The organism is Falsirhodobacter sp. alg1 (assembly GCF_000739715.2).
Classification (GTDB): domain Bacteria; phylum Pseudomonadota; class Alphaproteobacteria; order Rhodobacterales; family Rhodobacteraceae; genus Falsirhodobacter.
This window is the reverse complement of sequence record NZ_BBJC02000128.1, coordinates 1-496: the sequence shown is the minus strand read 5'-3', so window position 1 is coordinate 496 and position 496 is coordinate 1. Positions and strand designations below refer to the sequence as shown.

Annotated in this window: 1 protein-coding gene and 1 pseudogene; one reads left to right on the top strand and one right to left on the bottom strand. The window is 62.3% G+C overall.

The features are described from left to right. On the bottom strand, nt 1–171 hold a 171-nt coding region (locus TR36_RS16270; RefSeq protein ID WP_304999767.1), incomplete at its 3' end, for an ATP-binding cassette domain-containing protein. Nucleotides 172–234: 63 nt separating this feature from the next. On the opposite strand from TR36_RS16270, the pseudogene mraY reads away from it, so the two are divergent. Then, a pseudogene (mraY, locus tag TR36_RS16265) lies at nt 235–496 on the top strand (phospho-N-acetylmuramoyl-pentapeptide-transferase); the annotation flags it as partial.

Sequence of the window (496 nt, the reverse complement as noted above, 5' to 3'; positions counted from 1 at the left end):
GGCCAGCGCGCGGGCGATGCACAGGCGCTGACGCTGTCCGCCAGAGAACTGGTGCGGATAGCGTCCCGCATGTTCTGCCGGCAGGCCGACCTTGACCAGCAGGTCCGCGACCTTCTCCTTCGCTTCGGCCTGGGAGGTAACCAAGCCATGCACCCAAGCCGGTTCGATCAGGCTTTCGCCTACCGGCTTGCGCGGGTTGAGCGAACCGTAGGGGTCTTGGAAAACGTACTGCGTCTAGGCTTTGCCGATGATTATGCCAAGGTGACCAAGCAGACCACGGCGGGCGTCTCGGGACGTGTCAGAATGGCGCTGGGCCTGCTGACGGCCTTTCTTGCGACATTCGCTGCTGCCAGGTTCCACCCTGCGGGCCTGACAGGTGAGCTGGCACTTCCTTTTGTCAGCATGATGATCGATCTGGGAATCTTCTTCATCCCGTTCGGGATGCTGGTGATCGTGGGCGCGGCCAATGCCGTCAATCTGACAGACGGGCTGGACG